Origin of the sequence: Micromonospora sp. NPDC002389 (assembly GCF_040296095.1) — a bacterium.
Taxonomy (GTDB): Bacteria; Actinomycetota; Actinomycetes; order Mycobacteriales; family Micromonosporaceae; genus Micromonospora.
Genome location: NZ_JBEOWP010000002.1, coordinates 561,216 through 587,995, shown reverse-complemented (window position 1 = coordinate 587,995; position 26,780 = coordinate 561,216). Strand labels below are relative to the sequence as shown.

At 73.0% G+C, this 26,780-nt stretch carries 24 protein-coding genes; 8 read left to right on the top strand and 16 right to left on the bottom strand.

Annotated features, from left to right (window positions below; all coding sequences use genetic code 11):
- Nucleotides 1–95: 95 nt before the first annotated feature.
- Complete coding sequence (locus ABT008_RS05875) at nt 96–887, top strand: hypothetical protein (protein WP_350693962.1); 792 nt, start codon at nt 96–98, stop codon at nt 885–887.
- 49 nt (nt 888–936) lie between these two features.
- Here the strand turns inward: ABT008_RS05875 and ABT008_RS05870 are convergent, their stop codons facing one another.
- Nucleotides 937–1,359, bottom strand: coding sequence for a VOC family protein (locus tag ABT008_RS05870; RefSeq protein ID WP_350693960.1), 423 nt, complete (start codon nt 1,357–1,359; stop codon nt 937–939).
- A gap of 93 nt (nt 1,360–1,452) precedes the next feature.
- On the opposite strand from ABT008_RS05870, the gene ABT008_RS05865 reads away from it, so the two are divergent.
- Nucleotides 1,453–2,439, top strand: a complete 987-nt coding sequence (locus ABT008_RS05865) for a helix-turn-helix transcriptional regulator (RefSeq protein ID WP_350693959.1) — start codon at nt 1,453–1,455, stop codon at nt 2,437–2,439.
- 4 nt (nt 2,440–2,443) lie between these two features.
- On the opposite strand, the gene ABT008_RS05860 is transcribed toward ABT008_RS05865, so the two are convergent.
- The 4 genes from ABT008_RS05860 to ABT008_RS05845 form a co-directional block, all read right to left on the bottom strand.
- Complete coding sequence (locus tag ABT008_RS05860; protein ID WP_350693957.1) at nt 2,444–2,839, bottom strand: VOC family protein; 396 nt, start codon at nt 2,837–2,839, stop codon at nt 2,444–2,446.
- A gap of 128 nt (nt 2,840–2,967) precedes the next feature.
- Nucleotides 2,968–4,167 (bottom strand): sensor histidine kinase, encoded by a 1,200-nt coding sequence (locus ABT008_RS05855; protein WP_350693956.1) that lies wholly within the window; start codon nt 4,165–4,167, stop codon nt 2,968–2,970.
- Nucleotides 4,164–4,832 (bottom strand): response regulator transcription factor, encoded by a 669-nt coding sequence (locus ABT008_RS05850; protein ID WP_350693955.1) that lies wholly within the window; start codon nt 4,830–4,832, stop codon nt 4,164–4,166. The genes ABT008_RS05855 and ABT008_RS05850 overlap by 4 nt, the downstream gene beginning before the upstream one ends.
- Before the next feature lie 79 nt (nt 4,833–4,911).
- Complete coding sequence (locus ABT008_RS05845; RefSeq protein WP_350693954.1) at nt 4,912–6,213, bottom strand: outer membrane protein assembly factor BamB family protein; 1,302 nt, start codon at nt 6,211–6,213, stop codon at nt 4,912–4,914.
- An 80-nt stretch (nt 6,214–6,293) separates the two neighbouring features.
- Here ABT008_RS05845 and ABT008_RS05840 point away from each other — a divergent pair, with 80 nt between their 5' ends.
- Both ABT008_RS05840 and ABT008_RS05835 read left to right on the top strand, forming a co-directional pair.
- Nucleotides 6,294–8,147 carry a hypothetical protein gene (locus tag ABT008_RS05840; RefSeq protein ID WP_502890349.1) on the top strand — a complete coding sequence of 618 codons (1,854 nt, stop codon included), beginning with the start codon at nt 6,294–6,296 and terminating at the stop codon, nt 8,145–8,147.
- Nucleotides 8,148–8,300: 153 nt separating this feature from the next.
- Nucleotides 8,301–8,882 (top strand): hypothetical protein, encoded by a 582-nt coding sequence (locus ABT008_RS05835; RefSeq protein WP_350693952.1) that lies wholly within the window; start codon nt 8,301–8,303, stop codon nt 8,880–8,882.
- A gap of 104 nt (nt 8,883–8,986) precedes the next feature.
- Here the strand turns inward: ABT008_RS05835 and ABT008_RS05830 are convergent, their stop codons facing one another.
- Both ABT008_RS05830 and ABT008_RS05825 read right to left on the bottom strand, forming a co-directional pair.
- Nucleotides 8,987–10,789 carry a DUF6311 domain-containing protein gene (locus ABT008_RS05830; RefSeq protein ID WP_502890359.1) on the bottom strand — a complete coding sequence of 601 codons (1,803 nt, stop codon included), beginning with the start codon at nt 10,787–10,789 and terminating at the stop codon, nt 8,987–8,989.
- Nucleotides 10,789–12,663: a DUF6311 domain-containing protein gene (locus ABT008_RS05825; RefSeq protein ID WP_502890348.1), complete on the bottom strand. Its 1,875-nt coding sequence runs from the start codon at nt 12,661–12,663 to the stop codon at nt 10,789–10,791. Before ABT008_RS05825 ends, ABT008_RS05830 begins: the two co-directional genes overlap by 1 nt.
- Nucleotides 12,664–13,075: 412 nt before the next feature.
- Between ABT008_RS05825 and ABT008_RS05820 the strand changes: the two genes are divergently transcribed.
- Nucleotides 13,076–14,272 carry a hypothetical protein gene (locus ABT008_RS05820; protein WP_350693950.1) on the top strand — a complete coding sequence of 399 codons (1,197 nt, stop codon included), beginning with the start codon at nt 13,076–13,078 and terminating at the stop codon, nt 14,270–14,272.
- 335 nt (nt 14,273–14,607) lie between these two features.
- Here the strand turns inward: ABT008_RS05820 and dxs are convergent, their stop codons facing one another.
- From dxs to ABT008_RS05800, 4 genes are all read right to left on the bottom strand, one after another.
- Nucleotides 14,608–16,569 carry a 1-deoxy-D-xylulose-5-phosphate synthase gene (dxs, locus tag ABT008_RS05815; RefSeq protein ID WP_350693948.1) on the bottom strand — a complete coding sequence of 654 codons (1,962 nt, stop codon included), beginning with the start codon at nt 16,567–16,569 and terminating at the stop codon, nt 14,608–14,610.
- Between the two features lie 70 nt (nt 16,570–16,639).
- Nucleotides 16,640–17,812: an anhydro-N-acetylmuramic acid kinase gene (locus ABT008_RS05810; protein ID WP_350693946.1), complete on the bottom strand. Its 1,173-nt coding sequence runs from the start codon at nt 17,810–17,812 to the stop codon at nt 16,640–16,642.
- A gap of 9 nt (nt 17,813–17,821) precedes the next feature.
- A complete protein-coding gene (locus ABT008_RS05805) occupies nt 17,822–19,084 on the bottom strand; it encodes a class I SAM-dependent RNA methyltransferase (RefSeq protein ID WP_502890358.1) in 1,263 nt (420 codons plus the stop codon).
- A gap of 98 nt (nt 19,085–19,182) precedes the next feature.
- Complete coding sequence (locus tag ABT008_RS05800) at nt 19,183–21,258, bottom strand: APC family permease (RefSeq protein ID WP_350693942.1); 2,076 nt, start codon at nt 21,256–21,258, stop codon at nt 19,183–19,185.
- A gap of 152 nt (nt 21,259–21,410) precedes the next feature.
- Between ABT008_RS05800 and ABT008_RS05795 the strand changes: the two genes are divergently transcribed.
- Nucleotides 21,411–22,073, top strand: a complete 663-nt coding sequence (locus tag ABT008_RS05795; protein ID WP_350693940.1) for a potassium channel family protein — start codon at nt 21,411–21,413, stop codon at nt 22,071–22,073.
- A gap of 1 nt (nt 22,074) precedes the next feature.
- Nucleotides 22,075–22,764 (top strand): potassium channel family protein, encoded by a 690-nt coding sequence (locus ABT008_RS05790; RefSeq protein WP_131056112.1) that lies wholly within the window; start codon nt 22,075–22,077, stop codon nt 22,762–22,764.
- A gap of 13 nt (nt 22,765–22,777) precedes the next feature.
- Here ABT008_RS05790 and ABT008_RS05785 read toward each other — a convergent pair whose 3' ends face one another.
- From ABT008_RS05785 to dut, 4 genes are all read right to left on the bottom strand, one after another.
- Nucleotides 22,778–23,464 carry a DUF3159 domain-containing protein gene (locus ABT008_RS05785; RefSeq protein ID WP_350693938.1) on the bottom strand — a complete coding sequence of 229 codons (687 nt, stop codon included), beginning with the start codon at nt 23,462–23,464 and terminating at the stop codon, nt 22,778–22,780.
- A 31-nt stretch (nt 23,465–23,495) separates the two neighbouring features.
- Nucleotides 23,496–23,876 carry an OB-fold nucleic acid binding domain-containing protein gene (locus ABT008_RS05780; RefSeq protein ID WP_350693936.1) on the bottom strand — a complete coding sequence of 127 codons (381 nt, stop codon included), beginning with the start codon at nt 23,874–23,876 and terminating at the stop codon, nt 23,496–23,498.
- A gap of 129 nt (nt 23,877–24,005) precedes the next feature.
- The gene (locus tag ABT008_RS05775; RefSeq protein WP_350693934.1) at nt 24,006–24,674 is read right to left on the bottom strand and encodes a DUF3710 domain-containing protein; all 669 of its coding nucleotides are present in this window, start codon (nt 24,672–24,674) and stop codon (nt 24,006–24,008) included.
- The gene (dut, locus tag ABT008_RS05770; protein ID WP_350693932.1) at nt 24,671–25,201 is read right to left on the bottom strand and encodes a dUTP diphosphatase; all 531 of its coding nucleotides are present in this window, start codon (nt 25,199–25,201) and stop codon (nt 24,671–24,673) included. Before dut ends, ABT008_RS05775 begins: the two co-directional genes overlap by 4 nt.
- 77 nt (nt 25,202–25,278) lie before the next feature.
- Here dut and ABT008_RS05765 point away from each other — a divergent pair, with 77 nt between their 5' ends.
- The gene (locus ABT008_RS05765; RefSeq protein WP_502890357.1) at nt 25,279–25,779 is read left to right on the top strand and encodes a DUF3093 domain-containing protein; all 501 of its coding nucleotides are present in this window, start codon (nt 25,279–25,281) and stop codon (nt 25,777–25,779) included.
- Between the two features lie 96 nt (nt 25,780–25,875).
- Here ABT008_RS05765 and ABT008_RS05760 read toward each other — a convergent pair whose 3' ends face one another.
- Entirely contained in the window at nt 25,876–26,730 is an 855-nt protein-coding gene (locus tag ABT008_RS05760; protein WP_350693928.1) for a hypothetical protein, read from the bottom strand.
- Between the last annotated feature and the right edge of the window lie 50 nt (nt 26,731–26,780).

Genomic DNA, 26,780 nt, shown 5'->3' with positions numbered 1-26,780 from the left:
ACCCGGGGTGACCACCGTGACCCGCGGTCGGGGGCAGCGGCGCGTGCGGCGGCTGGCTACCATCCCGGTTCCACCCTTCACCAGGAGCTGACCGCATGTCCCACCCGGACCAGCACCACAATCCGCCCGGCGGCCCGTACCCGCAGGGCGGCGGCTACCCACCGCCAAGCAGCGGTCACCCGCAGGCCGGGCCGTACCCGCAGGCCGGTGGCTACCCACCGCCGCCGGGTGCCGGCTATCCCCCGCCGCCGCAGGCCGGCGGATACCCCGCGCCCGGTCAGCAGTACGGCGCCTTCCCACCGCCGCCGAAGAAGTCGAGCGCCGGCAAGATCGTGCTGATCGTCCTCGCCGTCCTCATGGTGCTCTGCGTCGGCGGTGGCACGGTCGTCTGGTTCGTGGTCCGGGACACCGTCGGCGAGGCGGTCGACGCCACCCGGACCCGGGTAGTGGCACCGGAGACCCTGGCCGGCCGCCCGAAGGTCACCGAACCGGAGTTGCAGCAGCTCTCCGACTCGATGGTCCGGGAGCTGAAGGCCTCCATCGACAACGAGACCAGCGCGGTCGGTGCCTTCTACGGTGACCCGTCGCAGGAGAACCTCGTGATGATCGTGGCCGTCTCCGGGCTGATGGCCGACCCCAAGAAGGAGCTCGACGAGGCGGTCCAGGCCATCTCGACCGAGCTGACGGTCAGCAACATGACGCCGGTCGAGCCAGGTCCGCTCGGCGGCGAGGCCCGCTGCGGCGACGGCCGGGCCGACGTGGCGTTGGGCATCTGCGTCTGGGCCGACCGGGGCAGCGTCGGCATGATCGTCATGTTCTGGTCCTCCCGCAACGACGCCGCCGCCGAGTTCCTCACCATCCGGGGCCAGGTCGAACAACGGTCCTGACGTACGCGTCGGTGGCCGGGCGGGGTGGATCCCCTGCCCGGCCACCGCGTCACCCCTGGGGCTCGGCGGCGGCGTCGAGGACCCAGACGACACCGAAACGGTCCCGCAGCATCCCGTACCGGGGTGCCCAGGCCGCCGGCCCGAGTGGCACCACGACGGTCGCGCCGTCGGCGAGCTTGTCCCAGTAACCGGTGATCTCCTCGGCGGTCTCGCCGCGCACCGAGACGAAGAAGGCGTTCTCGCCCCGGTCGTAGGGGAGGTTCGCAGGCACGTCGTAGGCCATCACGTGGAAGCCGGCCGTGGCCCGCACCTGACCCCACATCACCTGGTCGGCGGTTGCCTCGTCCGGGGCGGCACCGGCGTCGGAGTAGCTGAGGACGGTCAGGTCACCGCCGAAGACGCGCTGGTAGAACTCCAGTGCCGCGCGGGCGTCCCCCCGGAAGTTGAGGTGGGTCGTGGTCGTGACGGACATGTTCGTCTCCTTGTGTCGGTAGGTCGGACCCGAGAGACGGTGCCAGCAGAAGAGGACAGGAACTGTCCTCTTCCGCCGGGCATGATGAGGACCATGCCGAGAACCTCAGCGCGACTGCTGTCGTTGCTGTCCCTGCTCCAGGCACGTCGGGAGTGGCCGGGGGCCCTGCTGGCCCAGCGGCTGGAGGTCAGCGCACGGACGGTCCGCCGGGACGTCGACCGCCTCCGCGAGCTCGGCTATCCGATCGCCGCTGTGAAGGGACCGGACGGCGGTTACCGGCTCGACGCCGGGACGCGGATGCCGCCGCTGCTCTTCGACGACGAGCAGGCCGTCGCCCTCGCCGTCGCGCTGCGGATCGCCACCACCGCCGGGGCCGGGATCGAGGAGGGCGCGGCCCGGGCGTTGCACACCGTCCGGCAGGTCATGCCCGCGCGGCTGCGCCACCACGTCGACACGCTTCCCGTCACCGCTGTCGGGCGGTCCGCGACGGTCGACAGCGGTGTGCTGATCGCGCTCGGTGCGGCCGTACACGGCCAGGTGGTGCTGCGCTTCGACTACCCGTCCGAGTCGACCGACTCCGGGCCGCCCCGCCGGGTGGAGCCGCACCATCTCGCCACCCGGGGTGGACGCTGGTATCTCGTCGCCTGGGATCTCGACCGCGACGACTGGCGCATCTTCCGCGCCGACCGGGTCACGCCGCGTACCCCCACCGGTCCGCGCTTCCGACCACGGACGCTGCCCGGCGGCGACGTGGCCGCGTTCCTGGCCGGCCGGTTCCGCGGCGCCGACGGCGCCGGCGACTGGCCGTGTCGGGGCGAGGTGGTCCTGCACCGGGCCGCCGCCGAGGTGGCACCGTTCGTCCCCGACGGGGTCGTCGAGGAACTCGGGCCGGACCGCTGCCGGCTCACCCTCGGCTCGTGGTCGTGGCCGGGACTCGCCGCCACGATCGGCAGGTTCGACGCCGACATCGAGGTGATCGGCCCGCCCGAGCTCCGCGCCGCGTTCGCGTCCCTGGCCCGGCGGTACGCCGCCGCGAGCGCCCCGCCCGACGACGACGCACACCCGACGACTCGGCGGTGAGCGGTCACCCGTCCATCAGGGCGTGTTCCGCCAGACTGCGTTCCACGCAGAACTCGTTGCCCTCCGGGTCGGCCAGCACCACCCATCCCGTGCCGTCCGGCCGACGGCGGTCGTCGACCGGCGTGGCACCCAGGCCGAGCAGGCGTTCCACCTCCTCGTCCCGGGTCCGGTCGGTCGGTTGGAGGTCCAGGTGGATGCGGTTCTTCACGGCCTTGCCCTCGGGCACCCGCTGGAAGAGCATCCCGCCGGCGGCCATGTCCGGGCCGGACAGCAACGCGCACTCCTCGTCCCCCGGCCGGTCGTCCGGGTCGGGTCGTAGCCCGGTGACCGCCGCCCAGAAGGTCGCCATGGTGTACGGGTCGGCACAGTCGACGTCGATCCAACGCACTCGGGAAGTCATGACCCCAACCTCTCACCGGGATCAAGCGATTATCGGCGGTGTAAGCAGGGGTCCCCTGCTATGCACGAGGCGTTAGCAGGGGACCCCTGCTTACACACACCCCGGCACGGCCAAACCTGTGCTCCGGGTCAGCGCGTGCCCTGCTCCACGGTCGGCGCGGAGTCGGCCGCCGGCAGGTTGACCGTCACCTCCAGGCCGCCCCCGGGCTGCGCCACCGCCGTCACCGTGCCGCCGTGCGCGTCGCAGACCGCCCGGACGATGGAGAGGCCGAGGCCGGACCCACGGGCTCCGGTCCGCTCCCGGCCGCCGCGGCGGAACGGCTCGAACAGCCCGGGTACGTCGGCCGGGTCGACCTCGAAGCCGGTGTTCCCCACCACCAGCCACGACCGTTGGCCGTCGGAGCCGGTCCGCACCCAGAGCCGCCCGTGCAGGTGGTTGTACCGGACCGCGTTCTCGATCAGGTTGCCGGCCAACCGGTCCAGCAGCCCGGGGTCGCCGACCACCGGCGCCGGCTGGAGCGAGGTCCGCACGTCCAGCTTGATCCGTTCCACCTCGCGGCGGACCGCCGACAGCGCGTTGAGTGTGCCGGCGGCCAGGTCGCACTCGGTACGCCGGGCGAGCCGCCGACCCGTCTGCGCCTCGCTGCGGGCCAGCACCAGCAGGGCGTCGACCAGCCCGTTGGCCCGTTCGGAGGCGTCGCGGACCACGGTCGCCATCCGGCGGTACTCGGCCGCGTCCGCGTCGTCGTCACTGAGTGTCACGTCGATCTCGGTACGCATCACCGCCAGCGGCGTCCGCAACTCGTGTGAGGCGTTGGCGACGAACCGCTTCTGCGACTCGAAGGCGGCCCCGATCCGGTCCAGCATCGCGTCGAAGGTGTCGGCCAGCTCGGCCACCTCGTCGTCCGCCCCGGAGTAGCCGATCCGCTGATGCAGGGTGGTCTCGCCGAGTCGCCGTGCGGTGGCGGTGACCTGGTGCAGCGGCCGTAGTGCCCGTCCAACCACCGCGTACGCCCCGACCACGCCGGCCGCGCCGACCGCCAGCAGCGCGGCCAGCCCCTTCGCCAGCAGTTCGCCGGAGGCCGAGCTGACCAGTTGCCGCTGCCAGGCCCCGGCCTCCAGGGTGCTGCCGTCGGCCAGCACCACGGTGGTGCCGGGCAGCAGTTCGTCGGCGGGATGCAGCGCGTCGCGGACCAGCAGCCAGGCCAGCAGCAGCAGGATCGCCCCGGCGCCGATCAGCAGGACGCCGTTGAGCAGGGTCAGTCGCAGCCGCAGGGTGGGTCGCGGCCGCAGCCGCGTGACGGGCCCGAGCCCCAGGGCGGGCGTCACGCCGGGCCCTCGGCGGTGCGGTAACCGGCCCCCACCACAGTCTCGATCAGCGGCGGATCGCCGAGCTTGCGGCGCAGGGTCATCACGGTGACCCGGACGATGGTGGTGAACGGGTCGGTGTTGGCGTCCCACACCCGCTCCAGCAGTTCCTCGCTGGACACCACCGCCCCGCGCGCCTTGAGCAGCTCGCAGAGCACCCCGAACTCCTTGTTGGTCAGCTCCACCGGCTGCCCGGCCCGGGTGGCCACCCGCCGGGCCGGGTCGACGACCAGATCGGCCAGCTCCAGCACCGGTGGTGCCGCCGGAGTGGCCCGCCGGCCGAGCGCCTGCACCCGGGCCACCAACTCGTCGAAGGCGAACGGCTTGGGCAGGTAGTCGTCGGCGCCGAGTTGTAGGCCCTCGACCCGGTCGGCGACCGTGCCGCTGGCGGTGAGCATCAGCACCCGGGTCAGCGCGCCGGACGCGGCCAACTCGGCGCAGATCTGGTCACCGTGCATGCCGGGCAGGTCACGGTCGAGCACCACCACGTCGTACCGGGTGACGAAGGCCATCTCGTGTCCGCTGTCACCGTCGTACGCGACATCCACCGCCATGCCGCGTTTGCGCAGGCCGCGCGCGATCGCGTCAGCGAGGTTGCGCTCGTCCTCGACCACCAGTACCCGCATGTCACGCCCCTTTTCCGCCGGTGACCACCCGACAACCTAGCGCCGGTCGCCAAGTCGGTGTGCCGCCACCGGCCGGGTGTCACTCCGGCAGTCGCCAGACCCCGAAGTCGCCGTCCTGTCGACGGCAGACCACGAGGTCGTAGCGGGCCTGGCAGTCGCCACGCGCCCCGGCCAGCACGTCGATCGGCCGGGCCCGGTCCTCGTCCGGCTGGAGTCGGGCCAGCACCAGGCCGACGTCGCGCGCCGGTCGCACGGCGAGCAGGTGCGGCGCGTACTCGTAACGGTGGACCTGCTCCCACGACCCGTGGTCGACGAGCACCGCCCCGGTCGTCATGTCGAAGGTGGCCAGCTCCATCGTCCCCTCGGCCCACCCGGACAGGACCAGCGCGCGCCGCTCCCCCACCAGCAGGAGGTCGGCGATGTCCCGGTTGTCCCACCGGGCGGCGCCGGTGGCCGGGTCGAGGACCTGCACCCCACCGCTGGCCGGAAAGGCGCAGAGCAGCGCGGCGCAGGCGGTGACGTGGTAGACCGTCGGCACGGTGGTCTGCCAGAGCGGGGTCAGCCCGTCGACGGTGTAGGCGGCGACGGTGTTCGAGTTCCGGACCACCGCCACCAGGTCGCCGACCACCCACGCCGACTGGTAACCGGCCGGGTCGTCGGCAGGCGGCGACAGGCGGTGCCGGACCTTCCCGGTCTCCGGGTCGCGCACCTCTACGCCGCCGTCGAGTGTGGACACCACGATCGCGTCGACCACACCGTCGCGCAGCCGGTAGTCGACGCTGGACGCCGAGAGCGGAATGGACCACATCTCGCGGGCGCTCGGCAGCTCGATCATCCGCAGCGTGTTCGGCGTGCTCTCGCGATGGGTCCGCAGCAGTGCGCGGCGGGGGTCGTCGAACATCGCCACGCCCGGCTCGCGCCAGCGTTCCTGACCGGTACGGGCGTCGAGCAGCACGCTCTGGCTGGTCTCGGTCTCCTCGGCGGACATCGAGACCAGCACCCCGTCCTCGGCGACGGGCTGCACCCGGAAGACCCGATGGCCGCGCGACAGTCGGGTCCGCCAGGACGGCGTGAGTGGCGGCGGCGTACCGGTGGCCTTCTCGGGATAGGGGAAGGCGAGCAACTCGGGGTGGCCGTCGGTGGCCCCGGTGCCGGGGATGACGGCGAAGATCTGGTCCGCCGCGAGGAGCAGGTTGGCGCCGAGTGGCACCGGCACCGTCGCGTACACCCGGCGGGTCGGCGGCGCGGCGCCGGCCATCGACACCAGCACGACCACCGCGAGCAGCGCGGCCACCCAGTGGCGCGAACCGGCGGCGAACCGGCGGCGTCTCGGAGCGTGGTCGGTCGGCTCGGTGAGGTCACCGAGGTCGATCAACGTCACGGTCGTCCTTCCCTGCCGCGCGCCGACGCGGCCCTCACGGCCGTCGGCTGCCCCGGCGACCGCCTGTACGATGGCCCGTCGTGGCTGTGCCGGTGATTGATTCCTCGTTGAACCCCGTCCCCGAGACCGTCGAGGCGGAGTCAGCGACAAGACGTCGCCGACGCGGGCCGACGCGCGTCGACCTGTTGGCCATCGGAGCCTACGTCCTGCTCGGTGTCCTCGTCTGCCTCTACTACTGGGTGGACGTGCAGAACCGCGTCTCGTCACATCTGCCCACCGACCACAGTTGGTTCGAGTGGCTGTTCTCGCACGGTGCGTACTCGGTGATGCACCTGGAGAACCCGCTGTTCAGTACGCGGCAGAACGCCCCCGACGGGGTGAACATGATGGCCAACACCTCGCTGCTCGGGGTGACCCTGCCGCTGGCCCCGCTCACCTGGCTGCTCGGCCCGCAGGTGGTGTACGCGCTCTACCTGGGCGGTGCGCTGGCGGCCACCGCCGCCACCTCGTACTGGATGCTGTCCCGACACCTGGTGCGCTCCCGGGCCGCCGCCTTCGTCGGCGGCGCGTTCCTCGGCTTCGCCCCCGGCATCGTGCACCACGCCAACGGTCAGCCGAACTTCGTCTCCAACTTCCTGCTGCCGCTGATCGTGGTGCGGGTGTTCCGGCTCAGCGAGCCCGGCCGGTGGCGGCGCAACGGGCTGGTGCTGGGCCTGCTGGTGGCGTACCAGATCTTCATCAACGAGGAGATGTTGCTGCTCACCGCGCTGGCCTGCCTGGTCGTCGTGATCGCGTACGCGATCATGCGCCCGCGTGAGGCGCGGGCCCGCGCCGGCACCTTCGGTGCCGGGCTGGGCCTCGGCGGTGGCGTGGCCCTGCTGCTCACCGCCTACCCGATCTGGTTCCAGTTCAACGGCCCGCAGTCCTACCGGGGTCTGCAGGGCGGGGTGTTCCACAGTTGGGGCGAGGACGTCGTCGCCTTCGTCACCTTCCCCCGCGACACCATCGCCGGCAACGAGGCGGTGGAGGCGACCATCGGGCTGACCGAGCAGAACAGTTGGTTCGGCTGGCCGATGGTGCTGTTCACGGTGGTGGCGCTGGCGCTGCTGGTACGCCGGTCGCTGGTGGCCCGGATCCTGGCCGTGCTGGTGGTGCTCTTCTCGGTGGGCTCGCTCGGCCCGGAGATCCGGTTCAACGGCGAGCTGACCGGCATCGCCGGTCCGTGGTCGTACATCTCGGAGGACGTGCCGCTGGTCGAGATGATGATGCCGACCCGGCTGGCCCTGGTCACCACCGCCGCGCTCGGTGTCCTGCTCGCCCTGGCCTGGGACGCGGTGGCCGGCAACCGCCGCTCTCCGGTGCCGGCACCCCGTTCCGGCGAACCCGCACCCACCACCAGCCGCTCCCGGCCTCGGTGGCAGCGCGGCGTCGGGTACGCGGCCATCTCGCTGGCCGTGCTGCCGTTGATCCCCACCCCGCTGCCGGCCGAAGAGGTTCCGCCGCCGCCGACCTTCATCACCTCCGGCGGCTGGCGGCCGTACGTGCCGGAGGGCCGGACGCTGGTGCCGGTGCCCATTCCGAGCAACGTGCACGGACTGTCCACGTTGCGCTGGAGCGCGTTGACCCAGCACGAGTTCCCGATCCCGGCGGGCTACTTCATCGGCCCCAACCTGGACGGCGAGGGCGTCTTCGGTGCGCCGAACCGGCCCACCAGCACCCTCGTCTACCGCACCATGGACGCCGGTGAGGTGCCCGAGCTGACCGACGAGAACCGCCAGCAGGCGGTCGAGGACCTGCGCTTCTGGCGGGCCTCGGTGGTGGTGCTCGGCGCCCACCCCCGGGAGGCCGTGCTGCGGGACCTGCTGACCGGCCTGCTGGGTGAGCCGCAGCGGGTGGACGACGTCTGGCTCTGGGACGTCCGCGACCGAGTCTGAGGATGTGTTCTCAGGATGTGTAAGGAGGGGTCCCCTGCTAACGCCTCGTGCATAGCAGGGGACCCCTCCTAACATCAGCGCCCCGGCGACGCCGGAGGTTTGTGCGCCGGCGGCGTACGGGTAGGGACCGTCCGGAGTGGACGGGGATACGCGATGACGCAGGACGACAGGATCATCGAATCGCAGGCGCGGCGGGGTCGCCGTCGTTTCCTGCTGGTGATGGTGGCGGCGATAGTTCTCGGCGCTCTGGTGGGCGGCGGCATCGCCGCCACCGGCTTCTTCGACGGCAGCGCGACGTTCTGGGATGGTGAGGCGCCCGGCTGGGCAACGGTCGTCGGTGCCGTCCTCAGCCTCGGCGGGGTGGCCGTCGCAGTCGCCAGCTTCTGGTGGTTGAGCCGGAACGGGTACTACCGCCGCAACGTCGGTTCGCGGCTCTGGGTGGAGAGCTGGTCGCGCCGCCGCAACCTGGTGCGCCAGGTGCGGGGCAATACCCCGCCACGTGACGAGGATCGACCGCTGCTGCCACAGGTCGCCGAACAGATGATCGACGGCCTGAGGTTCCTCCTGCCCCTGTGCGGCCTGGCCCTGATGCAGGTCGGTCAGGCGTTCTTCCAGTGGGCGCCGGGCTTCGTCCTGCTCGCCGCGATCTTCGTCGGGGCCCTGACGGCGGCCGGCGTCTCGGCATGGCGCAGCGCACGCGACGCAGAGGCGTTCCTCGCCGCTGCCGAGATGTGAATAGGGGTCCCCTGCTATACCGCAGGCGTCAGCAGGGGACCCTTCCTTACACCCACACCCACACCCAAGGCCCGGCACCCCGACGTCGCACCGGCTGGTGCGACTCAGCCGACCAGCGGGCGGACGTCCCAGACCAGCGCGCCGTCGATCTCCCGGGGCGGGCCGAGCAGGGCCTCCAGGGTGTGCCGCACCGGGTCGCCGTGGTGCAGCCCGCCCTGCACGACCACGGCCGCCCGCCAGTGCCGCAGGTCCACCACCGCCTGCCGGCGGTCCGTCTCGGTGATCGGCGGCACCACGCCGGTGTCCGCCACCCGCCGCAACAGCAGCGAGGTGGGCCGGTCCGGGGCACCCCACCGGGCCGTCGGGTCGTCCGGGGCGTGCGGGCCGATGAAGAAGCCGCCCGGCGCGGTGAAGGCCAGCCCGGTCCGGGCCGACCAGAGCATGCCCGGGCTACGACCGGCGTTGGTCACCGGCGGCACCGGCACCAGCGTGCGACCCGCCGGCACGTACGCCCGCCAGGTGCCGTCGGCGACGAACGCCGGCACCGGCCAGCTCGACACGGTACGGATCGGGGTCGGCACCAGCGGCAGCAGGGCCACGGCCAACGCGGCGGGCCCGACAAGGCGGACCGGCCCGTGCCACCTGCCTCGGGCGGGCGCGGTGTCGACGGCCGTGCGCCGATTCCACCGATCCACCGCGAGCGCGACCAGGACGCCCAGCACCGGGGCGCAGACCAGCGCGAACCGGGCCGGCACCACGTGGTCGAGCAACGGCAGCTCGGCGATCAGCCGGTACGGCCCGGGCAGGTCGGTGGCCCGCCCGTCGAGGCGTACCCGGGGACCGAGGGAGAGCAGGGCGAACACCAGCCCGCAGGCGGCCAGCGCGCGGACCAGCGGCCGACGCCAGAGCCAGACCGTGACCACCACGGCCAGCACCAGCAGTCCGACGCCGAAGAACGAGTTCTCCTCGGTCGGGTTGGGCGCGAGCAGGCCGGGCGGCCGGTCCTCGCCGAACACCGTCTGCCGGGCGAACCCGGTGAACGACGCCGCGTCCAACTGGTAGCTGGACGCGTGGAACGGCATCCCCCGGTAGTGGCCCGGGCCGAAGAACTGGAACCACAGCGGGTACGCCAGCAGCGCTCCCGCCACCAGCGCGCCGACCCCGATCCGCCCGGCCGTCGACGGGGCGAGCCGACGGGCGGCAGACGGGTCGGCGATCGCGTACGCACCGGCGAGCACGCCGGCGGCCAGCGCCACGAAGAGCAGCACCTCCTCGCCGAGGAAGACCTGGTACGTCACGACCAGCCCGAGCAGCACCCCGTGCCGCCACACCCGGCCGCCCGGCTCGGGGCGGAACACCAGCGCCAGGATCAGCGGCACCAGGAACTGGGCGGCCATGTGCAGGTGCGTACCGGCCTGGGCGACCATGCCGGGCGCGAAGCCGCAGATCAGCCCACCGACGGCGGCGGCCGGCCAGGAGTCGACCAGCCGGCGGCGCAGCAGGGCGTACCAGGCGGTGGCGGTGCCGGCGAGGCAGAGCAGCACCGCGACGCCGAAGGCGGCCTGCGACCCGAACAGCAGCGTGACCGGGGCCAGGGGGACACCGAGGCCGAGCACCGAGGTGTTCGCCATCAGGTTCACCCCGCCGGGCGCGTTCAACGCGTCGCTCCACAGCGGGTTCTCCAGCCCGGCCACGGCACGGGCCGCGCGGGCCAGCATCCACTCGAAGAGGATCTGGTCACCGGCCTGGTGGAACAGCCGGTCCGGGCGACCCCACTGGCGGTGGGTCAGCCACGCCGCCAGCGCGAGGTAGCCGACCGGCACCGCCACGTCCGGGGTACGCGCGGGCAGCCACCGGCGACGGCGCGACGCCACCTCGGCGGTACGGTCGGCCGCGCCGACGGCCATCAGCCCGGCGGAGCGGTCAACGGCCGTACGTCCCACACCCAGACGTCCAACTCCTGCCGGGCCGGGCCGACCAACTGCTCGACGGTCTGCCGCAGCGGCTCCGAGTGCGGCTGGCGCAGCGGCAGCACCAGCACGGCCGCCTTCCAGTGCCGCAGTTCGTCCAGCGAGCGCCGCCGCTGGCGGTCGTCCAGTTCCGGTGTACGGCCGGTCGTGGCGACCTCCTCCAGCAGCTTCCCGACGCCGCTGGGTCGCCCGTTGAAGCGGCCCGGGTCACCGGTGGTGGCGTTGCGCGGGGCCAGGAAGTAGCCGCCGGGCATCTTGAAGTCGAGGTTGGTGGAGGCGGCCCAGCGCATCCCGTGGGTGTTGCCCATGCTCGGCACCGGGATGGGGACCAGCGTCTGGTCCGGCCCGACGTAGGCGCGCCAGCGGTCCGAGGTGATGAAGTCGGGCACCGGCGGCCGGGAGGTCATCGGCAGCGGCATCGGAGCGATCGGCAGCAGGGCGAGCACCAGCCCGGCCACGGTCAGCGTACGCACCACCCGCCGGTCCAGGTCCAGGGTGCGGCTGCGCTCGATGGCCAGCGCCAGCAGGATCGCCACCACCACGCTGACGATCATGCCGAACCGGGTCGGCACCACCGCGTCGAGCAGCGGTAGCCGGACCAGCCACTCCCACGGGCCGACCATCAGCTCCCGGTCCCACCAGGTGATGCGCTCACCGAGGGAGAGGATCACGTAGAACCCGGCGGTCGCGGCCAGCGCCCGGACCAGCAGTTCCCGCCGCAGCCAGAGCACGATCCCGACCGCGATCAGGGCCAGACTCCACCCGAAGAAGGCGTTCTCCTCCGAGTAGTTCGGGGCCAGGTTCACGTTGGCCCGCTGGTTGCCGCCGATGGTCGGCGAGCCCGGGGCGAAGTACGCGGCGATGTCGTTGCCGTAGTCGCGGACCGCGTCGCTGAGCCCGTGGTACGCCATCGGCCCGGCGAACTGGATGTAGAGCGGGTACGCCAGCAGCGCGCCGGCGATCACCGTGCAGGTGGCCACCGCCTTGCCCAGCGGACGCCAGGCCGCCGACCAGAGTCCGGGACGCTGGACGACCATCGCGATCAGGAAGATGCCGCAGCCCATCGCGGTGAAGAGCAGGATCTCCTCGTTGATGAACGCCTGCACGGTGACCAGCAGGGCCAGCAGCGCACCGTCCCGGTACGGGCGGGTGGAGCGGGTGATGACCATGACCCGCCACACGATGAACGGCAGCAGGAACTGGCTGATGATGTTCGGATGCCAACTGGCGTGCGACAGCATCGCCGGGGAGAACCCGCAGAGCCAACCACCGACGATCGCGGCCAGCGGGTAGCTGACCACGTGCCGGGACAGCACGTAGTACCAGGCCGAGGCGGTGCCGGCGAGAGCGAGCGTGACCAGCACCACGAAGGTCACGGCGGGCCCGAACAGCAGGGTCACCGGCACCATCGGAATGCCCAGCGCCAGGATGGCCGTGTTGGCCATCAGGTTGACGCCGTCCGGGTAGTTGAACTGCTCGGTGAAGAACGGGAACTCCCCGTGCAGCACCACCCGCACCGAGTGGGCGAGGAAGAACTGCACCTGTGCCGGGTCGCTGCTGTAGAGCGAGGCCACCCGACCGGCCGGGTCCATCCAGATCTGGCTGGTCACCCAGATCGCGGTGAGCAGGAATCCACCGAAGACGGCGAGGTCCTGTCGGCGGCGGGTCCAGCGGAAGCGCCGCCACCGCGACGGCGCCGAGCCGGCCGCTGCGGCACCCGTCGGCGGGTCCGCGTCCTCGGTCGACGCGTCGGGCTCCGACGTGGTCCCGGACTCCGTCGGGGAGTCGGCGACCGGTGTGTCGTCGATCACTGGCGTGGTCGCACCAGCCTCCACAGTGGGCCTGGCATCGGGCGCCACGGGGTCGGCGGGCACAGCCGGGTCGGGAGGTGCCGCGTCGGCGGCGGAGGTTCCGCTGCCCACGGAAGCGTCCGTGGTGTCGATCGTCGGCGCGGAGTCGCGCGTACCCTCACCCAGCGTGACAGGTTCGGACGGCGAGCCTGCGACGACGTCGGGTTTCGGCGGCGATGCGGCGCGGGTCTCAGCAGGCGTCACAGTCGGCGGAGTCTACCCGAGTGGGGAAATAGCTCCCAAGTCGACGCGACGTCCCCTGTGGCCGGTGTGCCGCCCGGGCGACGCAGCGTGAGGCGGCGCGAGCCGACGACCCGGCGTCTCGTACTATTGCCCAGCGAAACGACGGCCGATGTGATCGGGGGCGTGACAGGTGGCTCCAGCCCGCTGGCGCGGATTGACCGCCACCGGCCTGTCCAGTCTGTTGGTCGCCGTCACCGCCTGCGGCCCGGTCGCCGAGCGTCGGCCGCAGGACCTCCGGGTCGGCTACGACAGCATGGACGGGTCGCTGACGGTGTGGCCGCCTCGCGGCTCTCTGGTCGAGGACGCGGCGGCCACCGCCGCGGTGACCGAGGCGGTCCGTGAGTGGCGTTCACCGATCGACGACCGGGTGCACGTACCCTCCTCCGGCATCCTCTTCTCCGGCGAGGTCGACGGCGCCCCGCTGGCCCTGGTGGCCGCGTCGGTGCCCGGCCAGGCCGCCTCCTGGCTGCTCCAGCTCGGCGGCGGCGACGGCGGGTACGAGGTCAGCCAGGCCACGGAGTACACCGACCCGGGCTATCTCGTCTACTCCGACGTGCTGCCGGTGCAGACCGCCGAGGGGCGGCGCTACCTCACCTCGGAGCGGGTCCGGCGGCTGGTCGGCCCGAACGGCCGTGCCGTTCCGGCCACCGACGGCCTGACCGACCCGGTCGAGGTGCCGCAGTGCGAGGCGGTGCCGGTGACCGCCACGCTGCGCTCCACCGAGTCGCTGCCCCGGGGACGCGCCGCCGACCGGCTGCTGGATCTCGGCACCGGCACCGCGAACCCCCGGTATCCGCTGGTCCGTGACGACAGCGGCGCGGGCCGACGGGCCCTGGCCGACCTGGACACCTGCGCGCTGGCCGGCGAGGACGGCCCGTTCGGCAGCGTCACCCGGCGCGTCGGCGACCGGGACACCCCGGATTCGGTGCCGGCGTCCTGGCCGAAGTCGAAGGTCGCCGTGCGTACCCTCGGTGAGTTGGCGCTCAACGGCGGTGAACCGGCGGAGCTGGAGCAGCTCAGCTGGGAGACCGCCGACGGCACGATGACCGCGCTGGTCTACCGGCCGGCGGACGGCGGCCCGACGGTGCTCTCCCCCGCCGACCGGACCACCCCGTTGCAGGTCTACGAGCTGCCGGTGCCGGGGCAGCCGCTGGTCGTGCTGAGCTGGCGCGCCACCAAGGACACCACGCTGTCGGTGCCGCCGGACACGACCCGCCTGCTCGACCGTCCCGGCCTGGTGGTGGCGCCGCTGCCGGAGCGCAGCGAGACCTTCAGCCTCGCCGCCGACGACAAGACGCACTACCGCTCCGCCGGCCACCGCCGCTGACCCCCACGGGCCGCGCCCTCCCCACGGACCCCCGCTGCCCCGCAGCCCCCACCTCGGAGGACCTGCCTCGGAGCCCCACGCGTCGAGCGCTCAGCGCGTCGGAGGCCCCCGCGATCATGGAGTTGTGGCCCTCACAAAAGGGGCGCAGTGGGCCAAAAGTACCGCCCGAACTCCATGATCAACGCCGCGCCGACCAAAGCTCCATGATCAACGCCGCGCCGACCGCGACTCCATGATCGGTGGCGTGAGGCACCACCCGCACGCCGGTATCGGCAGTGTGCGGGTGGCGTCGCCCACGGGCCGCCCTGAGGGCCGAGCGCGAGAGGCGCGGACGGTCAGTTGGCGGAGGGGGTGGGGGTGCTCTCGGAGGTCAGGCGGGCCGGGTCGACCGGGGTGGTCTCCAGGCGGGAGATCCAGCCGGTGACGTCGCGCGCCACGTCCTGCGCGGTCAGGCCGAGGTCGGCCAGGATCTGCGCGCGGGTGCCGTGCGGGTGCCAGTCGGCCGGTACGCCCAGATCGCGCAGCGGCACCTGGACGCCCGCGTCCCGCATGGCCTGGGCGAGCGCGTCCCCGACGCCGCCCAGCCGGACGCCGTCCTCGACGGTGACCACCAGGCGGTGCCCGGCGGCCAGCTCGACCAGCTCGGCCGGGACCGGACGCACCCAGCGCGGGTCCACCACGGTGACGCCGTAGCCCTGCTCGGCGACCCGGGCGGCGACCTCCATGCCGAGCCGACCGAAGGCGCCCACCGCGACGAGCAGCACGTCGGTACGCGCCGACTCGGCCAGTACGTCGACCGTGCCGACCCGGCGGATCGCGGGCAGGTCGGCGGCGACCGCACCGGACGGGTAGCGCAGCACGGTCGGTCCGTCGTCGACGGCGACCGCCTCGCGCAGTTCCTCGCGCAGCGTGGCGGCGTCCCGGGGAGCCGCCATCCGCAGGCCCGGCACCACCCCGAAGACCGACATGTCCCAGATGCCGTAGTGGCTCGGCCCGTCCGGGCCGGTGATGCCGGCCCGGTCCAGCACGAACGTGACCGGCAGCTTGTGCATCGCCACGTCCAGCAGGACCTGGTCGAAGGCCCGGTTGAGGAAGGTCGCGTAGACCGCCACCACCGGGTGCAGCCCGCCGAGCGCCAGGCCGGCCGCCGAGGTGGCGGCGTGCTGCTCGGCGATGCCCACGTCATAGGTGCGCTCGGGGTACTTGCGGGCCAGCTTCGCGATGCCGGTGGGCTCGGCCATCGCGGCGGTGATGCCCACCACGTCGGGCCGCTCGTCGGCGATCGCGACCAGCTCGTCAGCGAAGACGTGGGTCCACTTCACCGACGGCGCAGCGACCAGTTGGCCGGTCTCCACGTCGAACGCGCCGCCCGGGCCGTGCAGGCAGTCCGCCTCGTCCTCCTCGGCGGGGCGGTAGCCGTAGCCCTTGCGGGTGACCGCGTGCACGATCACCGGGCCGCCGAAGTTCTTCGCGGCGCGCAGCGCGGTCTCGACGGCGGCCACGTCGTGCCCGTCGACCGGACCGACGTACTTGATGCCGAGGTCCTCGAACATCGCCTGCGGCGCGACGGCGTCCTTGATGCCCTTCTTGACCGCGTGCAGCACCTCGTACATCGGCTTGCCGACCAGCGGCGTCGAGCCGAGGGCGTCCTTGACCGTGTCGAGGACCTTCTCGTAGCCCGGGTTCAGCCGCAGCGTCGAGAGGTGGTCGGCGAGGCCGCCGATGGTCGGCGCGTACGAGCGCCCGTTGTCGTTGACCACGATCACCAGCGGGTTGCCGGCGGCGGCGATGTTGTTCAGCGCCTCCCAGCACATGCCGCCGGTCAGCGCCCCGTCGCCGACCACGGCGACCACGCTGCGCGCCTCGCCCCGCAGCGCGTACGCCTTGGCCAGGCCGTCGGCGTAGGACAGGGCGGTGGAGGCGTGCGAGTTCTCGATGATGTCGTGGTCGCTCTCGGCCCGGCTCGGGTAGCCGGAGAGCCCGCCGCGCTGACGCAGCTGGTCGAAGCCCTCCTGGCGGCCGGTAATGATCTTGTGAACGTACGCCTGGTGACCGGTGTCGAACAGCAGCCGGTCCCGGGGAGAGTCGAAGACCCGGTGCATGGCGAGGGTGAGCTCCACCACGCCCAGGTTGGGGCCGATGTGGCCCCCGGTGCGGGACACCTTGGCGACCAGGAAGTCACGGATCTCGGCGCTGAGAATGTCCAGTTCGCTGGCGGACATCCGCTTGACGTCCTGGGGACCGTGCACCGTGGCCAGCAGCCGGCCCTGGTTGGCCGTGTCCTCTTCAACACTCATGACCGCAGAGTCTATCGGCCTCCGCACACCTCGCAGCCCGGGTCACCGCGCCCCCACCCTGACCGCCAGGTCAGGCCCGCACCCGTAGTCGGCGTGGCGGCACCACCCCGGCCGGCGCGGTGGCGGACCGGGCCGGCGGACCGGCCGGCGTCCAGGAGCCGAGCACGGTGGCCCGGTCCGCCCCGGTCACCGAGGGCAGCGCTCCCGGCAGTCCGTGCCAGGACAGCCACCCCAGCAGCGCGAAGGCGTACGCCTCCTTGGCCTGCGCCGGGACGCCCAGCTCGTCGGTGGTACGCAGCCGACGCCCGGCGCCGAGTTCGGTGAGCCGACGCCACAGCGTCCGGTTACGGACCCCGCCACCGGCGGCGACCACCTCGGTCACCCGGTGCCGGTCGCAGGCGTCGGTCACCGTCCGTGCGGTCAGCTCGGTCAGCGTGGCGAACACGTCGTCGACGGCCACCGGCTCGTCCAGGGCGGCCAGCCGCCGGTCGAGGTACCCGGCGTGGAACAGCTCCCGGCCGGTCGACTTGGGCGCCGGGGCGGCGTAGTACGGCTCGGCCAGCAGCTCGGCGAGCAGTCCGGCGTGCACCCGACCGGCCGCCGCCCGGGCACCGTCCCGGTCGCAGGGTGCCCCCAGCAACCGCTCGGCGGCGGCGTCGAGCAGCGCGTTGGCCGGACCCACATCGTACCCGAGCACCGGCGATCCGGCCGAGACCACGGTGAGGTTCGCGATGCCGCCCAGGTTCAACGCCGCGCGCGGCGCCGGATCGTCACCGGCCAGCAGCAGGGCGTCGAAGGCCGGCACCAGCGGCGCGCCCTGCCCACCGGCGGCGACGTCCGCCGAGCGCAGGTCGGCGAGGACCGGTACGCCGACCCGGGCGGCCACCCGGGCCACCGCACCCAGTTGCAGGGTGCCCCGGGCCCGGCCGCCCTCGACCCAGTGGAAGACCGTCTGCCCCGGCGACACCACCGCGTCGACGCCGCTCCCGGCCAGTTCCAGGCCGACGGCCGCCGCCTCGGCGAAGACCTCGCCCAACCGGTTGTCCAGCCGGCACACGTCCGCGATCGTGGTCGTGCCCGGCGGCAGTACCGCCCCGATCGCGGCGCGCAGCGCGTCGTCGTAGGCCAGTCCCCGGTGTCCGAGCGGCCTCAGCCACAGCGTGTCGCCCTCGACGGTGAACTCGGCCACCGCCACGTCCACCCCGTCGTAGGAGGTCCCCGACATCAGCCCGACGATCTTCATCGGCCCAGGCTAGGTGGTCTGCCCGGCGAGGTCGGGGACCAGCAGCCCGACCAGCTCCACGTGCTGGGTCATCGGGAAGAGGTCGTAGCCGCGCAGCGCCGCCAACCGCCAGCCCAGCCCGGTGAAGACCCGCAGGTCCCGGGCGAACGCGGCCGGGTCGCAGGCCACGTAGGCGACGGCCCGCGGCCCGGCGGCGACCACGTCGCGCACCACCCGGGCACCGGCGCCCGACCGGGGCGGATCGAGCACCACCACGTCGACCGGGCCGGTGATCCGGCGGCGGGCCAGCGCGGTCTCCACCCGGGCCGCCACCACCTCCACCCGGGTCAGGTCGCGGAGGTTCTCCCGGGCCGCCGTGACGCCGTCGCCGGCCGCCTCGACCAGCGTCACCCGGCCCGACTCACCGACCCGCTCGGCCAGCGCGGCGGCGAAGAGTCCGGCCCCGCCGTAGAGGTCCCAGGCGGTCTCGCCCGGCTGCGGGTCGGTCAGCTCCAGCACCGCGTCGACAAGCGTGTCCGCCGCCGCCGGGTGCACCTGCCAGAAGGACGAGGCGGGCAGCGCCCACTCCCGGCCCGCGGCCCGCTCGCGCACCCGTTCCGGGCCGCTGACGATCCGGGTACGCCCGGCCGCGACGGCGGTCACCGTCACGTCCCCGCCGGTGGACGCGACCGTCTCCACCGCCTCGTCGTCCGGCCACCGCGTACCGGCGGAGGTGAGCACCGGCACGTCCTGCACGGCCGGGTGGGCGATCAGGCAGCGGTCGATCGGCACCACCTCGTGCGAGCGGTGTTTGAGCAGCCCGGCCCGGCCCGCCGCGTCGACCGCGTAGCGGACCCGGGAGCGCCAACCCAGCGGCCCGCCGGGTAGCGCCTCGACCCGGACGCCCAGCGCGTCGCAGGCGGCCTCGTCGAGGCCGCCGATCCGGACGAGTTGCTCACGGACGACCGTGGTCTTCCAGTCGAGTTGGGCCTGCGGGGCGACGTGTTGCAGGTCGCACCCGCCGCACTGGCCCGGCCGGGCGTACGGGCAGGGCGGGGTGACCCGCTGCGCGGCGGGCTCCAGCACGGTCACCGCGTCGGCCCGGACGAATCCCCGGTGCACCTCGGTCACCTCGGCCACCACCCGTTCACCGGGCAGCGCGTGCCGGACGAAGACCACCTGCCCGTCGACCCGGGCCACGCAGTGGCCACCGGGGGCGACCGCCGCGACGGTCAGTTCGAACCGCTGGGCCTCCTCCAACCCGCCGACGGTGGGGCCGCCGCCGCCGGTCAGGCCGCCGCCAGCCGGACCACCGGCGGTCAGGCCACCGCCGGTCGATCCGTCAGCGGCTTCGTCCCGCCGCGCTGCGGGGGTGTGCGGCATCGGCCCGCTCATCGCGGCTCACCGCCCGGCGTCTCGCCGTCGCGGGGCGCCACCGAGCCGGCCGGCGGGACGTTAGGTGGCAGCGTGCTGCGCGGCGTCACCCGGGGCCCCCGGGCCGGTCCCCGGCTCAGCGTGGCGTCCATCCGGTCCAGGTCCTTGCCGGCGGTCGAGGCGAGTTGCCACGGCACACTGGTCACCATCACTCCCGGTTCGAAGAGCAGGCGGCCCTTGAGCCGCAGCGCGCTCTGGTTGTGCAACAGATGCTCCCACCAGCGGCCGACCACGTACTCGGGGATGAAGACGGTGACCACGTCGCGCGGTGACTCGCGGCGGACCCCCGCCACGTAGTTCAGGATCGGCCGGGTGATCTCCCGGTACGGCGAGTCGATCACGGTCAGCGTGATCGGCACCTCCCGCCGCTCCCAGTCCGCCTGCAACTGCCGGGTGTCGGTGTCGTCCACGTTGACGGTCACCGCGGTCAGCGTGTCCGGCCGAGTGGCCTGCGCGTACGCGACCGCCCGCAGGGTCGGCTGGTGCAGCTTGCTGACCAGCACGATCGCGTGGTTACGGGCGGGCAGCACCGGGCGACCGTCGTCCGGGGTCAGTTCCACCGCGACCCGGTCGTAGTGCCGGCGGATGGCCAGCATCAGCAGATAGATCACGCCCATCGCGACGATCGCGATCCAGGCGCCCAGCAGGAACTTGGTGATCAGCACGATGACCAGCACCGTTCCGGTCATCGCCATGCCGAACGTGTTGATCGCCCGGGAACGGACCATCCGGGACCGCACCCGGGGATCGCGTTCGGTGCGCAGCAGCCGGTTCCAGTGTCGGATCATGCCGGCCTGGGAGAGCGTGAACGAGACGAAGACCCCGACGATGTAGAGCTGGATGAGCTTGGTCACCTCGGCCTGGAAGCCGACGATCAGCACGATCGCGAAGGCGGCCAGGAACAGGATGCCGTTGGAGAAGGCCAACCGGTCGCCCCGGGTGTGCAGTTGCCGGGGCAGGTAGCGGTCCTGGGCCAGGATCGAGCCGAGCACCGGGAAGCCGGTGAAGGCGGTGTTCGCGGCCACGAAGAGGATCGTGGCGGTCACCCCGACCACCAGGAACCCCAGGATCGAGCCGGATCCGAAGATGGTCTCGGCGAGCTGCGCGGTGACGGTCTTCTGCACGTACCCGTCCGGGCCCGCGACGATCTGGTGGCCCGGGTCCTCGACGAACTGCAACCCGGTGAGCCGGGCCAGCCAGACGATGCCGACCAGCATGGTCACCGCGACCAGGCCGAGCATCAGCAGCGTGGTGGCGGCGTTGCGGCTCTTGGGGGCCTTGAACGCCGGCACCCCGTTGGAGATCGCCTCCACGCCGGTGAGCGCGGCACATCCGGAGGAGAAGCTGCGCAGCAGCAGGAACGCCATCGCCCAGCCGGTGGTGTCGTGCCACTCGGCGGCGATCACCAGGTCGGCGCTGGGTGCGCGCAGGTCCTCACCGAGCACCACGATCCGGACCAGCCCGGTGAGGATCATGCCGATGATGACGATCATGAAGCCGTACGTGGGGATGGCGAACGCGCTGCCCGCCTCCTTGAGCCCACGCAGGTTGACCGCGGTGAGCAGGACCACCGCGCAGACCGCGATCAGCACCTTGTGGGTCGCCACGAAGGGGATCACCGAGCCGAGGTTGGCCACCCCGGAGGAGACCGACACGGCGACCGTCAGCACGTAGTCGACCAGCAGGGCGCTGGCCACCCCGACCCCGGCCCGTTGGCCGAGGTTGACCGTGGCCACCTCGTAGTCGCCGCCGCCCGAGGGGTAGGCGTGCACGTTCTGCCGGTAGCTGGCCACCACGGTCAGCATCACCACGACGACGCCGAGGGCCACCCACGGCGAGAACACGAAGGCCGAGGCCCCCGCGATGGAGAGCATCAGGAGGATCTCGTCCGGCGCGTACGCCACGCTGGACAGCGCGTCCGAGGCGAAGACGGGCAGGGCGATGCGCTTCGGTAGGAGGGTGTGCTTGAGGCGGTCGGACCGGAACGGTCGACCGACGAGCAGCCGCTTCAACAGGGAGGTGGATCGGGCCACAACCGCCAAGCGTACGACCGCGGTCGCCCGGGACGCGCGGTGGTCGCCCGCAGCCGCTCCCGGGGCCGGAGTACCGTCGGTCCCCGTCCGCGACGCCGACGTGGCAGGCTCGCAGGCGACGAGGCGCGGCGGTACGCACCGTGGGAGGAAGCGTGCATATCGTGATCATGGGGTGTGGCCGGGTCGGGTCGACCCTGGCGCACAGCCTCGAAGCCCGGGGGCACTCGGTGGCGGTGATCGACCACGACGCCGAGGCGTTCCGCCGGCTGGGGCCGGACTTCGCCGGGATCACGGTCACCGGGGCCGGTTTCGACGGCGACGTGCTGCGCGAGGCCGGCATCGAACGGGCCGACGCCTTCGCCGCCGTCTCCAGCGGCGACAACTCCAACATCATCTCGGCCCGGCTGGCCCGCGAGACGTTCGGCGTGTCCCGGGTGGCGGCCCGCATCTACGACCAGCGTCGCGCCCAGGTCTTCGAGCGCCTCGGCATCCCCACCGTGGCCACCGTCCGCTGGACCGCCGACCGGATGCTGCGGCACCTGCTGCCGGAGGGCAACGTGGAGATCTTCCGCGACCCGACCAGCACCGTCTCGATCATCGAGGTGCCGGTGCACGAGGACTGGATCGGTCGGCCGGTCCGGGCGTTGGAGGAGGCCACCGGGGCCCGGGTGGCGTACCTGATCCGCTTCGGCATCGGCACGCTGCCCACCGGTTCCAGCGTGGTGCAGGAGGGCGATCAGGTCTTCATGCTGGTCACCGACGACATGGTGGCCACGGTCACCGCCACGGCGGCGGCGCCGGAAGGGGGACAGTGACATGCGGGTCGCCATCGCCGGTGCCGGCAACGTGGGCCGCTCGATCGCCCAGGAGCTGATCGAGAACGGCCACCAGGTGATGCTCATCGAGCGGCAGCGGCGGAAGCTGCGGCCGGAGCGGGTCCCGGACGCGCAGTGGGTACTGGCCGACGCCTGCGAGCTGACCAGCCTGGAGCAGGCCGACCTCGCCGGTTGTGACGTGGTGGTCGCCGCCACCGGCGACGACAAGGCCAACCTCGTGGTCTCGCTGCTGGCCAAGACCGAGTTCGCGGTGCCCCGGGTGGTCGCCCGCGTCAACCGGGCCGAGAACGAGTGGCTCTTCACCGAGCAGTGGGGCGTGGACGTGGCGGTCAGCAAGCCGCGCGTGATGGCCGCCCTGGTCGAGGAGGCGGTGACGGTCGGCGACCTGGTCCGCCTGATGACCTTCCGGCAGGGTGAGGCCAATCTCGTCGAGATCACGCTGCCGCCGACCGCGCCCTACGTCGGGCAGCCGCTGCGGGCGGTGCCGCTGCCTCGGGACGCCGCGCTGGTGGCCATCCTGCGCGGCAAGCGGGTGCTGGTGCCCAGCCCCGACGATCCGGTCGAGGCCGGCGACGAGCTGATCTTCGTGTGCACCGCCGAGATGGAGGACGCGGTACGCGCGGTGATCCTCGGCCCGGACAGCGTCGAGCGCACCCGCGAGTCGCGCTGAGCCGCCGCCCGGGTCAGCTCGGCAGCGGCGTGGGCTCCGGGTCCGACTCCCGCATGACCCGCCGGACGGTCCAGACCGTGATCAGCAACAGCAGCACGTACGGCGGGTAGCCCAACGCGAGCCGGGCCACGCCCAACGCGGTGTCCTGTTGCGCCAGGTAGAGCCCGGCCTGCACGCCGACCTTGGCCAGCCAGACCACGCCCCACAGCACGGTCAGGCCGGTGAAGGTGCGCACCAGCTTCGGGTCGTCGCGCCACTCGGAGCTGCCCTTGGCCACCAGCACCGACCACAGCCAGCCGACCAGGGGTTGCCGGATCGCCGCCGAGACCAGCAGCGCCACTCCGTAGCCGATGCCGTAGAGGATGCCGGGCAGATAGAAGTCGCGGGCCTCGCCGGTCCGCCAGGCGATGGCGGCACCGATGCCGATGCCGAACAACCCGTTGACCGCGTGGCGCACCGGCCGGCGCTGGGCCAGCCGCAGCACGCCGATCAGGACCGCCACACCCACCGACGCGATCACCGCGGGACGCAGTTCGCCGAGGATGTTGACCACCACGAAGACGACCACCGGGATGCTGGACTCGACCAGCCCCCGCCATCCGCCGAGCTGGTCGGCCATCTGCTCGGCGACGGTCGGCAGCCGCTCCTCGTCGGTCGGCTCGGTCTCCGGCTGGGTGGCCGGGTGCTGTCCGGTGGTCATCGCCCGCCTTTCATCCGCCGCGCCCGCGCAGTCACGTCGACGGCTCCAACTCGTAGTACGGGTTGTAGATCACCTTGCGGTCGTCCCGCACCGCGATCCGCCCCTTCGCGGTCAGGTGTCGCCCGGGTTCGATGCCGGTGATGCGCCGCTGCCCCAGCCAGACCAGCGTCACGACGTCACTGCCGTCGTAGAGGTCGGCCTCCAGTGCCGGCTGGTTGGTGCACGGCGTGTAGACCACCGTACGCAGGCGGCCGGTGACCGACGCCACCTGGCCCCGGGCACACTGCGCCGCCGGGACACCGCCGCACCGGGCGCTGTCCCGCTGCAACTGCTGGGCCTCGATCTCGGCCTCGCTGGCGGTGAGCCGTCGCAGCATCCGCCGCAGCGAACCCCGACCCTCGCCGGTGCCCATGACCTTCGCGTCACCCCATCCACGCCGGCCGGGACATCTCCGGCACCCGCCGTGCTCCCGGCGGCGCCGGAACGGTTCACGCCAGCGTACGCCGGTCCGGGCCGTTCCGGCGCCTGCGCCGGAACGGCCTCAGCGCGTACCGGGTGCCGGCGCCGTCTCGGCACCGGCCTCGACCTGATCGGCCGCCTCGCGGGGCAGCCGCAGCGGCAGCGGTTCCCGCACCGGCTTGGCCTCCTGTCCCCGGTCGACGACCAGCCCGTTGAGGCAGTCGGCCAGCGGACCGGCGGCGTCCGGGTCGGTGGCCGCCGCGCCCTGGTAGACCGCCCGGACCATCCACCGCGGCCCGTCGACACCGACGAACCGCAGGTCGGTCAGCCCGTCCTCGGTACGCACCCGGGCGTGCAGCTCGGTGCCGTACTCGCCGACGACCTCCTGGGCGGCGGCGCCGTCGTTGAACAACGACTTGCGGATCTCCTCGCGTACTTCCTCCCAGATCCCCTCGGAGCGCGGCGCGGCGAAGACACCGAGTTGCAGGGCGCTCGGCCCGTGCACCAGCACGACCTGCTGGATCACCCCCTGCGGGTCGGCCTGTACCCGCACCTCCACCTCGGGGATCGCCGGGATCTGCAGGCTGCCCAGGTCGAGTCGCTGCACCCCGTCCGGCGCCTCCGAGACGTCGTACGGCCCGCGCGCCGGTGCCTCCGGCGCCGACTCGGCGCCGTCGACCGTCTGGAGCGCGTCCGTGGCTCGCTCGTCACGGGCGTGCCGTCCCGCGGCCCGCTTTCGGGAGAAGATCACTGCGTCCACCCTCCGCTGTTCGCACTCACCGTGCCATCTCTTCCGTCCACGCCGTCCGTGGCCGGCGGCGGCACCAGCCCGACGTGTCCGCCGGTGGAGCCGTGCCCGCCGGTCCCGCGTCCGGACGCGGGCAGCTCGGCCACCGGCCGGAAGGCCGCCCGCTCCACCCGCTGCACAACGAGTTGCGCGATCCGGTCGCCCCGCGAGATCTTCACCGGTGCGGCCCGATCATGGTTGATCAGGTTGACCAGGATCTCACCCCGGTAGCCGGCGTCGACCGTACCGGGCGCGTTGAGCACCGTCACGCCGAGTCTGGCCGCGAGCCCCGATCGGGGGTGGACCAGGCCCACGTACCCCTCGGGCAACGCGATCGCCACGCCGGTCGGCACCAACGCCCGGCCGCCGGGCGGCAACTCGACGTCGGCGGCGGCCACCAGGTCGGCACCGGCGTCACCGGGATGCGAGTACGCCGGCAGCGGCAGCTCGGGGTCGAGTTGCCGTACCGGCACGGGCACCAGGTCGGTCACGGTCTACCTCTTTCGTCCGTTCCGCTGGGGGTGACCCTGCCATCCTGCCCGGTACCCGGCCCGCCGCGCGCCGTACCCTGGCACGAGTGAGCACGTCACCGTCCCCCACCCCCACCACGGCGACCCCGACGTACGCCGAACGGCTCCGTCTGCCCTGGTGGCTGTGGCCGGCCGGGATCGCGGTCGCCGCGCTGCTCTCGGTGGAGGTCTGGATGGGCGCGGCCGGCGTACGCGCCTGGCTGCCGTTCGCGGTGCTCGTCCCGCTCGCGCTGGCGACCATGGCGTGGCTGGGCCGGATCCGGGTCGCGGTGACCGGCGGGGAGCTTCAGGTCGACGACGCCCGGCTGCCGGTGCGCTTCGTCGCCGACGCCGTCGCGTTGGACGCCGACGGGCGGCGTGAGGTGCTCGGTGTCGCCGCCGACCCGCTGGCCTTCGTGGTGCAGCGGCCGTGGATCTCCGGCGCGGTCCAGGTGGTCCTCGACGACCCGGACGACCCCACCCCGTTCTGGGTGGTCAGCTCCCGACACCCGGTCGAACTCGCCGAGGCGCTCCTGGCCGCCCGCGACGCGGCACGCTGACTCCCACCCCACCTTGGGGGCGCTCGGGCCTCCTCGACGCTTTCAGGGCCACTGCCGACACTGTTCCGGGGCTCAGCCGTCGCCCAGGGAGGTCGGTCAGGAAGCGGGCAGCGCGGGCGGACCACCGGGCGCCGGTGGCCCGGGCGGCCCGCCGGGCAGCGCCCGCCGCTGCTTGCGCAGGTCGGTGCGGAGCTCGTCGGCGAGCGCCCGGGTGGCCCGCCGGTTCAGAAAACTCGCCACCGCCGCGCCGGTCAGGAAGGGCCCGAGCGTGGTCAGGTTGCGACCGAACCGCTTGAGCAGGGTGTCCCGCAGCTCATGGCGGGCGGCGGTGCCGAGTACGGCGCCCACCCCCACGCCCGGCATCATCGGGTTGACCCCGCGCCGGTTGGCCCACGCCTGCACCAGGGCGACCGTGCGTTCGGTGCCGCCGCTGGGCAGCGGCGCGCCGTAGATCTCGTGCAGCTCGCCGGTCAGCTTCAGCTCGATCGCCACCACGGTGACCGTCTCGGCGGCCAGCAGCACCGGCGCGGACAGCAGGCTCGGGGTGACCGTCCACTGCACCGCGGAGGCGCCGCCTCCGGCCGCCCCGATCCCCGCCGTCGCCCGGGACGCGTTACGCACCAGCCGGTCGGCCAACTGCTCGTCGTCCAGGCCCGGGAAGTGTCGGCGCAGGGTGGCCAGATCCCGGATCGGTACGTGCGGGGCGATCTCGGCGACGGTGTCGACCATCCAGCGCACGGCCGCCTTCGGCTTGAACAGGTCACCGATGCCCCGGGCCCGGGCCTGCCCCACCAGCCGCCCGAGCAACTGGCGGCGTTTCGCCGGCTCGACGTCGTCGGCGGTCAGCGCGACCACCGTCGCGCCCAGTTCGTCCGTACCCCGCTGGTCCGTACTCTGCTCGTCCGCGTCCCGCCCGTTCACGTCCCGCCCGTTCACGTTCGGCTCGCTCATGCCGCCACTCCGCTGCCCTCCGTGCCGCCACGCGACACCGCGGTACGGGA

Coding starts and splice junctions, on each gene's coding strand:
- ABT008_RS05875 (WP_350693962.1), top strand. CDS start 96: ATGTCCCACCCGGACCAGCACCACAATCCGCCCGGCGGCCCGTACCCG.
- ABT008_RS05870 (WP_350693960.1), bottom strand. CDS start 1,359: ATGTCCGTCACGACCACGACCCACCTCAACTTCCGGGGGGACGCCCGC.
- ABT008_RS05865 (WP_350693959.1), top strand. CDS start 1,453: ATGCCGAGAACCTCAGCGCGACTGCTGTCGTTGCTGTCCCTGCTCCAG.
- ABT008_RS05860 (WP_350693957.1), bottom strand. CDS start 2,839: ATGACTTCCCGAGTGCGTTGGATCGACGTCGACTGTGCCGACCCGTAC.
- ABT008_RS05850 (WP_350693955.1), bottom strand. CDS start 4,832: ATGCGGGTACTGGTGGTCGAGGACGAGCGCAACCTCGCTGACGCGATC.
- ABT008_RS05835 (WP_350693952.1), top strand. CDS start 8,301: ATGACGCAGGACGACAGGATCATCGAATCGCAGGCGCGGCGGGGTCGC.
- ABT008_RS05830 (WP_502890359.1), bottom strand. CDS start 10,789: ATGGCCGTCGGCGCGGCCGACCGTACCGCCGAGGTGGCGTCGCGCCGT.
- dxs (WP_350693948.1), bottom strand. CDS start 16,569: ATGAGTGTTGAAGAGGACACGGCCAACCAGGGCCGGCTGCTGGCCACG.
- ABT008_RS05810 (WP_350693946.1), bottom strand. CDS start 17,812: ATGAAGATCGTCGGGCTGATGTCGGGGACCTCCTACGACGGGGTGGAC.
- ABT008_RS05790 (WP_131056112.1), top strand. CDS start 22,075: ATGCGGGTCGCCATCGCCGGTGCCGGCAACGTGGGCCGCTCGATCGCC.
- ABT008_RS05785 (WP_350693938.1), bottom strand. CDS start 23,464: ATGACCACCGGACAGCACCCGGCCACCCAGCCGGAGACCGAGCCGACC.
- ABT008_RS05780 (WP_350693936.1), bottom strand. CDS start 23,876: ATGGGCACCGGCGAGGGTCGGGGTTCGCTGCGGCGGATGCTGCGACGG.
- ABT008_RS05760 (WP_350693928.1), bottom strand. CDS start 26,730: ATGAGCGAGCCGAACGTGAACGGGCGGGACGTGAACGGGCGGGACGCG.